At 58.4% G+C, this 7,495-nt stretch carries 3 protein-coding genes and 5 pseudogenes; 5 read left to right on the forward strand and 3 right to left on the reverse strand.

Annotation, left to right across the window (positions count from 1 at the left end):
- Positions 1–228, reverse strand: a pseudogene (locus tag X727_RS135370) (IS256 family transposase); the annotation flags it as partial.
- A 51-nt stretch (positions 229–279) separates the two neighbouring features.
- Between X727_RS135370 and X727_RS1000000167560 the strand changes: the two are divergent.
- Positions 280–1,025, forward strand: a pseudogene (locus X727_RS1000000167560) (IS5 family transposase).
- A gap of 260 nt (positions 1,026–1,285) precedes the next feature.
- On the opposite strand, the gene X727_RS135365 reads toward X727_RS1000000167560, so the two are convergent.
- A complete protein-coding gene (locus tag X727_RS135365; RefSeq protein WP_023835554.1) occupies positions 1,286–2,455 on the reverse strand; it encodes a M20 aminoacylase family protein in 1,170 nt (389 codons plus the stop codon).
- 1,002 nt (positions 2,456–3,457) lie between these two features.
- Here X727_RS135365 and X727_RS1000000167565 point away from each other — a divergent pair.
- Positions 3,458–3,661 (forward strand): annotated as a pseudogene (locus tag X727_RS1000000167565) (reverse transcriptase domain-containing protein); the annotation flags it as partial.
- A gap of 82 nt (positions 3,662–3,743) precedes the next feature.
- Here X727_RS1000000167565 and X727_RS1000000169885 read toward each other — a convergent pair.
- A pseudogene (locus X727_RS1000000169885) lies at positions 3,744–4,122 on the reverse strand (group II intron reverse transcriptase/maturase); the annotation flags it as partial.
- A gap of 1,118 nt (positions 4,123–5,240) precedes the next feature.
- Here X727_RS1000000169885 and X727_RS1000000169490 point away from each other — a divergent pair.
- From X727_RS1000000169490 to X727_RS1000000167570, 3 genes and pseudogenes are all read left to right on the forward strand, one after another.
- A complete protein-coding gene (locus X727_RS1000000169490; protein WP_245274255.1) occupies positions 5,241–5,693 on the forward strand; it encodes a transposase in 453 nt (150 codons plus the stop codon).
- A 646-nt stretch (positions 5,694–6,339) separates the two neighbouring features.
- A pseudogene (locus X727_RS135360) lies at positions 6,340–6,537 on the forward strand (transposase); the annotation flags it as partial.
- Between the two features lie 96 nt (positions 6,538–6,633).
- Complete coding sequence (locus tag X727_RS1000000167570; RefSeq protein WP_196815036.1) at positions 6,634–7,392, forward strand: class I SAM-dependent methyltransferase; 759 nt, start codon at positions 6,634–6,636, stop codon at positions 7,390–7,392.
- Positions 7,393–7,495 lie beyond the last annotated feature (103 nt).

The raw sequence follows: 7,495 nt of genomic DNA on the forward strand, positions 1-7,495 counted from the left end.
GATCGACGAGGCCGAGAAGGCATGGCCGCACAGTTCTTCCGTGATCGCCTTCACCTTGCGGGTCGACACGCCCTGCACATACATCTCCGCCAGTGTCGCCACCAAGGCCCGCTCGGAACGCTGGTAGCGCTCGAACAGCTCGGTGGAGAAGCGCCCGGCCCGGTCCTGCGGAACCCGCAGCTCGAGCTTGCCGACCCGCGTCACAAGGGTACGGCCGTAATAGCCCGAGNGTGACGTGAACAATCACCAGCCTGCCATGACCGCCCCCTCTCAGCGAATTTGCAGAACTCTCAGCACACTACCAGCGATGAGCAGTTTGGGCTTGAACCACATCTGCCGACCGACACCCGAGGCAAGCCGCGCGTGATGATCGCCGCGTGATCAGCGGCATTATTCATGTGGTGAAGAGCGGCGGACGCTGGTCGACGCTCCGTCGGTCTATGGACCGCGCAAGACCCTCTACAACCGCTTCCAGCGCTGGTCGGCCAAGGGCATTTGGAGTGCCATTTTCCATGCTCTTGCCAACGCCGGCGGGCCTCCGGCCGAGCTTCTCATCGACTCATCGGCGGTAAGGGCGCATCGCTGGGCGGCCGGCGGCAAAGAGGGGAGAAAAATCAGGCCATTGGTCGCTCGAGAGGCGGACGGACTACCAAAATCCATGCCCTGACGGATGGATTCTGCCGGCCGGTCGCCTTTCTCCTGACCGGCTGCCAGGCCGCCGATTGCACTGCCGGGGCGCTGTTGATCGAGCAGATGCCGGCGGCGCCAATCCTGCATGCCGACAAAGGCTATGACAGCAATGCCATCCGGGAGCAGGTTCGCGGACGCGGCGCCTTCGCCAATATCCCGCCCAAGGCGAACCGAAAATGGAAGAATTGTTTCTCGCCCTTCCTCTACAAGGACCGCAATGCGATTGAGCGCATGTTCTGTCGCATCAAGGACTTCCGTCGCATCGCAATTCGCTACGATCGGCTCGCCCGCAACTTCCTCGCCGCCTCTGCATCGCTGCAACCGTCAGCTACTGAGTCTTAGCCCTAGTACATTCCTGTACAGCAAAAATTGCGTCTGAAATCCGCTGAAGACACTCACCAACTTGAGCGCCCGGCAGTAGCCTAAGCTCGCTGCCGGGCTGGTACGCCTTGGGAGGTGGCGAAAGTCAGTAGGTCAGTCGCTTGTGAATCGGTCCAAAATCGCCTTTGCCTCTCCGACAGGATTTGCAAGCTGTTGCAGATTTCTTCGTGCGCAAACACGTCGGGATGGCGGTGAAGTTCGGTCGCGTTCCAATTCAAATGGGCAATACCGTCTCAACCAGAGTAACCCACCAACCGATCCCGTAAGGCAAGGCCTCATCGTCGAAATCAAACGCCGGGTTATGACATTGGTGCGTAGGTCCGTTACCAACCAAGATATAGGCTCCCGGCCGCTCCGCCAGCATATAAGCGAAGTCCTCCGCCCCCATGGAGATTTTGATTGCTTCATCGACGTTAGCGGCGCCCACGAGGTTTTGTGCCGCCGTGACAGCCAGTTTGGTCTGCTCAGCATGGTTGAAGGTGACAGGAACTGAACGCGTGTACTTGAATTCGATATCCGCACCAAATCCGCGCGCAATCCCTTGGGCGACGGCCTGTATTTCTCGCTCGGCGAAGTCTTGCAGCGCGGGTGCCAGCGTCCGAACAGTTCCGGAAATCTCAACTTTATCGGGGATAATATTGTAGGCTTGCGCAGCGCTCAGTTTAGTGACGGATATCACCAGGGATTCCAGTGGGTCCGTCTTGCGGGAAACCAGAGCTTGCAGACCTAGAATGATTTGGGCCGCGATGACAACGGGGTCAATGGTTTGACTGGGGTGGGCAGCATGACCGCCCCTGCCGTTAACGCTGATATCGAAGTCATCCTGCGAGGCCATGATCGCGCCAGCGCGGATGCCGAACTTACCGATGTCAAGCCCGGGCTGGATGTGCATGCCATAAACTTGGGATATATTGAAGCGATGCATGATCCCTTCTTGAACCATCTTAAAGCCGCCCGTTGGGAATTCTGGCTCTTCTGCCGGCTGGAAGATCAAGGCGACAGTGCCTTTGAAATTTCGGGTAGCCGCGAGGTATTTCGCGGCACCCAGCAACATGGCCGTGTGACCGTCATGGCCGCAGGCATGCATTATTCCGGGGGTTTTCGACGACCAGGGCTTGTTTGAAGCTTCGACGATCGGCAGGGCGTCCATGTCCGCCCTCAATCCGATCGTCGGTCCCTCTCTGCCCTCACCCTGAATCAATGCCACGATGCCGGTCTCGGCTATCCCCGTTTCAATGTCATTGATACCGAACGAGGCAAGTTTCTCGGCAACGAACTTCGCCGTATTTGGCAGCCGAAAATCGAGCTCGGGATTCTCATGGAGATGGCGGCGGCATTCGGTTGCTTCGCGCTGCAATTTTCGGAAAGTTTCAACGCTTCTCATGCTGCATCAGCCCTAATTGCACGCATTCTGCGCTGCCCGTTTCGATGTCCTAGTCCCGCCGCGTCGACAATCCTCGGCGCGAAAGTAGGCTCCATTGAATTGAACCCGAAATGAGGACGTCAGTCCTTCATTTCGTTGAGTCGAGGATCAGACTTCTATTGTTCAACGCCGATGGTAGGATGACGCATTGGAGGGATCCGATTTGCTCCAAACTACGCCGACCTCTGAAATATATATTACATGCAGGGGCACGATTTGAAATGCGATTGTCTGAGGAACAGCGCACCGCACGCCGAGCGCATCGGATTCGAGACCGGCGCCATGTCCAATTGGGCTCTGGCATGAGCTTCAACGGGTCGGATTGCCGGTCGTCTGTATTGATGCTCGGCATGCGAGGGCGGCCTTTCAGTTCGAATAAACAAAAGCGATGAGAACGATGCCCGCGGCCTGGCCGAGCTGGTTCGCGTATAGGGAGGTCAAGGTCAAAAGCACAAAGAGCCAGGCAACCCAATCCCTCCTGGTGGCGCGATCGCGACTTGTCGCCATCTGCGGCGATCTCGAGAACCAAATTCGGTCAATGCTGAAAGAGAGAAAGAGAGTACGGACTGCAGTTCAGTCGCTCAATCGGCGCAGGGTCGCGGTCGAGTAGCTCAGCCATTCGGCTTTCGCCCTCACAGATCCGGGCGGGCGGATTTCCCGCACCCGGCTCTTCCCGCGGTTAACCCGCGTCATATCCGTGCTTGCGCCCAAGTTCGAGTGATGCGCGGAGTTAGCACGGGGAAGCGCGCCGTCAGGGTCTCGAACTCCGACCAGTCCATGCGCCGGCTTTTCTGGCTGCGCCGTCTCAGAGACACCGTAGCCATATCCGGCGCATTTGCCGATAGAATCCGTTGAGCGCTGGGTAGTTGTGCGGCCTGCCGTAGTAGCCGTAGTGTCCACGCAGAACGGCGGCGAACCACCTGTGCTGCGCAACCATTGGCGCGTGCATGAGCCGCCAGGCAAGAGACGGACAGGGGTACCCCGCAAGGGGCGGGCATCAGTCCGCTCCTCGCCAATATCTTCCTGCACTACATCCTCGATCTCTGGGCCCACCAATGGCGTCGCCGCCATGCACACGGTCGCGTTGTGATCGTGCGTTACGCTGACGACTTCGTCATGGGCTTTGAGAAGAAGGCCGACGCAGAGGAGATGCTGTTGGCCCTCAAGGCGTCCCCTCAGGCTGGTCCCTTCCCTCCAGTCGCCTCGTTTCCTTCGACGGCTTCACGGGTACTATGAACCAGTCCGACTCCACCTCGGCCACCGCGCTTTGGACGATCTTGTCTTCCAGCGCCGGCACCCCGAGAGGCCGTTTACCGCCATCGGCTTTGGGAATGTAGACCCGCCGCACCGGCTGTGGCTGGTAGCGATCGGTGTGGACCCGTTCGCAGAAAATCACGGATGTTATCCGTCAGCCCCTCTTCGTACTTCGCCACGGTCATCCCATCGACCCCAGCACTCGCCTGTCGCTTCTGTCGCCGAAACGCCCGGTAAAGGGCTTCTTCGTCGACGTGATGCAGCAGGGCCGTGAACCGGGTTTGGGCAGCCTGCTTGGCCGCCGCGTTCACCCGCTCGAGGTTCAGCGGCAAGGCAACCCGGCTCTGTGTCCGGACCTTGGCCTCCTCGCGCAGGCTGTCAGCTCGGACGGCAGCTCTGGCAGTACCTTGCTGCTGTCCCCCGCTGGAGACCAATCCAGCGGACCCGGTCGGGCCTCTCATGTTCCGATGATTACCTTCCATGCGTGATCAGGCCATCGACCCCGACGGAGCGGCATCGTCTCGCGTAACGACGATGCTCATATTGCCTTCGTGACTAGGGAACACACTCGGCCTCCGCGAACATCCACCTTTCGAGGCTCATTCCCGCACCCCGCATGGCTCCTGTCTACACTTCAGCCCCCGCGCTGCCGCGACGCCCGCAAGACTCGGTCCCGGCTTGCCCGCTACGGCTTTGGCCGGATGGGACTTGCACCCACAAGCAATCATCAGCTTGGCATGACGTACTCCCTACAGGGGGTGTAGCTCGGCGGTAGCGAAGCCGCTCGCGAGCGCGCCCTCGATAGTGCTGTAGATGCTATGGGCGGCGGCGAGCGTGGGGCACCCTCGGCGCTGTTGAGCAGCTACCTAAGGTAGCGCCCCATGTCACCATTCTTTGATGCAAGCAAATCCCTTACCGCCCTTGATCAGGACAGCACGTTAGTGAGATGAGTCAGACAAAGTGGCTCATTGCTGCGACGGTCCCTGGCTTTGAACGTAGTCCTCTCAAGAAGCTCGATGCCGACCCGGATTTTCGGTGCTTAAGCTGTTGCGCCGCTGGCGCAGCGAAGCCATCCAAGCCGGGCGCGAAGTCCGGCGCATCGTTGTCGCCTATGAGGCTGGACGCGACGGCTTTTGGTTGGCGCGCTGGCTCCAGGCGCGCGCTGTCGAGGCTTATGTCATACATCCGTCGAGCGTCGCGGTTTCCCGCGAACATCGGCGCGCCAAGACCTATCGCCTCGATACCGAACTGCTGATGCGCGCCTTCTTGGCTGGCTGCGGGGCGAGAAGCGCCACTGCAGCATGGCAGCCATCCCAACCATCAATGAGGAGGAGGCTCGCCGTCCGAACCGTGAACGGACAAGCTCGTCCGCGAACGTACACGGATCGTCAATCGCATCAAGGCAATCCTTGCTCGCTTCGGCATTCGCGCCTTCAAACCCAATCTGCGCAAAGCTGCCGAGAAACTGGAGGTTCTGCATACGGCGGAAGGTATGCCCCTACCGGAACGAAGCCAAGCAGAGTTGCGCCGTAATCTCGGACGGCTTCCCCTGTTGCGTGAACAAATCCACGAGATCGAACAGGAGCGGTTGCGGCAGCTCTCGGTGCTTCCAGACAAGGAGAAGGGTCCACTCGCAATCGTTCGCCTTCTTTCGCGGATCATCGGTGTCGGTATCGAGACTGCGGACATGCTGGTGAATGAGATTCTCTCACGCGGCCTGCGTGATCGGAGAGCCGTCGCTCGCTATGCCGGACTTACCGGGGCGCCGGATGAGAGCGGCCAACGCAGGCGCGAGAAAGGTCTTGCGCGGGCCGGCAACGCTCGCGTCCGCTACGACATGATGCTATGGCTTGGCGGTTCCTCCAATTCCAAAAGGACAGCGCGCTGGCGCCCTGGTTTTGCGCGAGAACGGCCGATGGCCGTGGCGGTACGCGCAAGACAATGATCGTGGCTTTGGCGCGCAAGCTACTGATTGCATTCTGGCGACTTGTCATGACAGGCGAGATCCCGACGGGAGTAGCCCTGCGTCCGGTAAGGAGCGTTCGACAGGACGAGCATTGAAGTTTGGCAGCTGCAATAGCGTCTGCCGATAACGGATCCGAGGTGGTGGTGATCCCGGTCGCTCACATGGCCTTACGACGCCGCGCTGTAGAATGGGCCCACCGCCGGAGCTTCGCCGCCGATGCGTATGGCCGCATCATGGTTTTTGATCCGCGAGGATCAACCGCATACAAGCTTGCGGCGCGTTTACGGCGCCTGATGGCGAGCTCCCCTCGGTTTGCAAGTTATAGACCTCTACAAACAGGGCCCACCTGCCGGCTCAATGTAACGCTGCCGCCGTGCTCCTGACATCAAGGGCAAGTCGCTTCGCGATGGCCAAAGGACCACCCTTGACCGTCACTGCGCGCGGCGCCCCAATGGACCCCGGAGCCAAAGCAGGAACAAATGGTCGCCACGGCTGAACAAGGAGACGGAACGACTGAAAGATCACGTTGACAAAAATCACCCATACAAGCGAGCAAGCGGCTTTGCGGTGGTCCTCGACAGTTCGCCGGTAAGGTCGGGTTGCTGACACCAACCTGATTCGAAGGATGACCGCGCTCGTGGAGAAGACTCCGGATTCCGATCTCTTGCGCGAGATGATTGGCTTTGCCGCCGAGCGGCTGATGGAACTGGAGGTTGGGGCCGCCACCGGCGCCGCCTATGGCGAGAAGAGCCCGTTGCGCACGGCCCAGCGCAACGGCTATCGCGAGTGCAACTGGGAGACGCGCGCCGGCACCGTCGAGCTTTAACAACATCATGAAAAATTTCACAAATGTTTTCTTTCAATATTCTTCGCGCTGTGCAAATTTGAACCAAGAGGCATGAAACTCAATGGAATGCACATGAGTGACAAGATTAGCAATGCAGTTACTATACCGGAACTCGAAGAATACTTCAGCGAAGATTACTTGCATTTCGGCGATATAGTAAATCCCCCAGGAAAAAACGACCGAGATGCGGGAGTTATTTGGGATATTCTTTGCCTTGGACCAGGCGTTTCAGTTCTTGAGCTTGGATGCGGTTATGGGCGGATTACCAACCGGTTGGCTGAAAAAGGAGCGCGGGTAACCGGACTTGATATCTCACCCATCTTGCTAAAAAGAGCCGAAACTGATGCGGCTGAACGCGGAGTAAACGTTGAGTATGTTCTGGGCGACATGCGCTCACTTCCTTGGCGAGATCGATTTGACGCGGCTTTTCTGTGGTACACGACGTTTGGCTATTTCGATGACGCGGACAATGAGAGAGTTCTTCGTGAAGCCGCTTCTTCAATTCGAAAGGGCGGTCGTCTTCTAATCGATTATGCCAATCGCTTCGATTTTCTGCGTTACAAGTCGCCGATTTCCGTAGTGCAGCGTAACGACGATCTAAGGATCGATATACACAGCAACGACGTGCTAAGCGATCGCCTGAATATCGAACGGATTTTCGCCCGCGATGGATGCGTTAGACGAACGAACCTTTCTTTCAGACAGTATGGGTTTTCTGATTTTGTTCGCATGTTAAAAAGCGCAGGGTTCGAGGCTGTTGAGGCTTATGGGCAGGAAGGTGGAAGGTTTACATCCGATAGCTCGAGCCTCGTGGTTGTGGCGTACAAATAATACCATCGGCCTTGTGGGGAACGGAAATGCCTATGCCTGCATTTACAAAAGAAGAGTATCGCGCACGGACTGACCGGCTCCGCCAACAGATGGCTGAGCGTGG

This window comes from Mesorhizobium sp. L103C105A0 (assembly GCF_000502215.1).
Taxonomy (GTDB): domain Bacteria; phylum Pseudomonadota; class Alphaproteobacteria; order Rhizobiales; family Rhizobiaceae; genus Mesorhizobium.

What these genes read in the sequence shown, in the direction of transcription:
- X727_RS135365 (WP_023835554.1), bottom strand. Translation starts at nt 2,455, where the DNA reads ATGAGAAGCGTTGAAACTTTCCGAAAATTGCAGCGCGAAGCAACCGAA.
- X727_RS1000000169490 (WP_245274255.1), top strand. Translation starts at nt 5,241, where the DNA reads ATGCCCCTACCGGAACGAAGCCAAGCAGAGTTGCGCCGTAATCTCGGA.
- X727_RS1000000167570 (WP_196815036.1), top strand. Translation starts at nt 6,634, where the DNA reads ATGAGTGACAAGATTAGCAATGCAGTTACTATACCGGAACTCGAAGAA.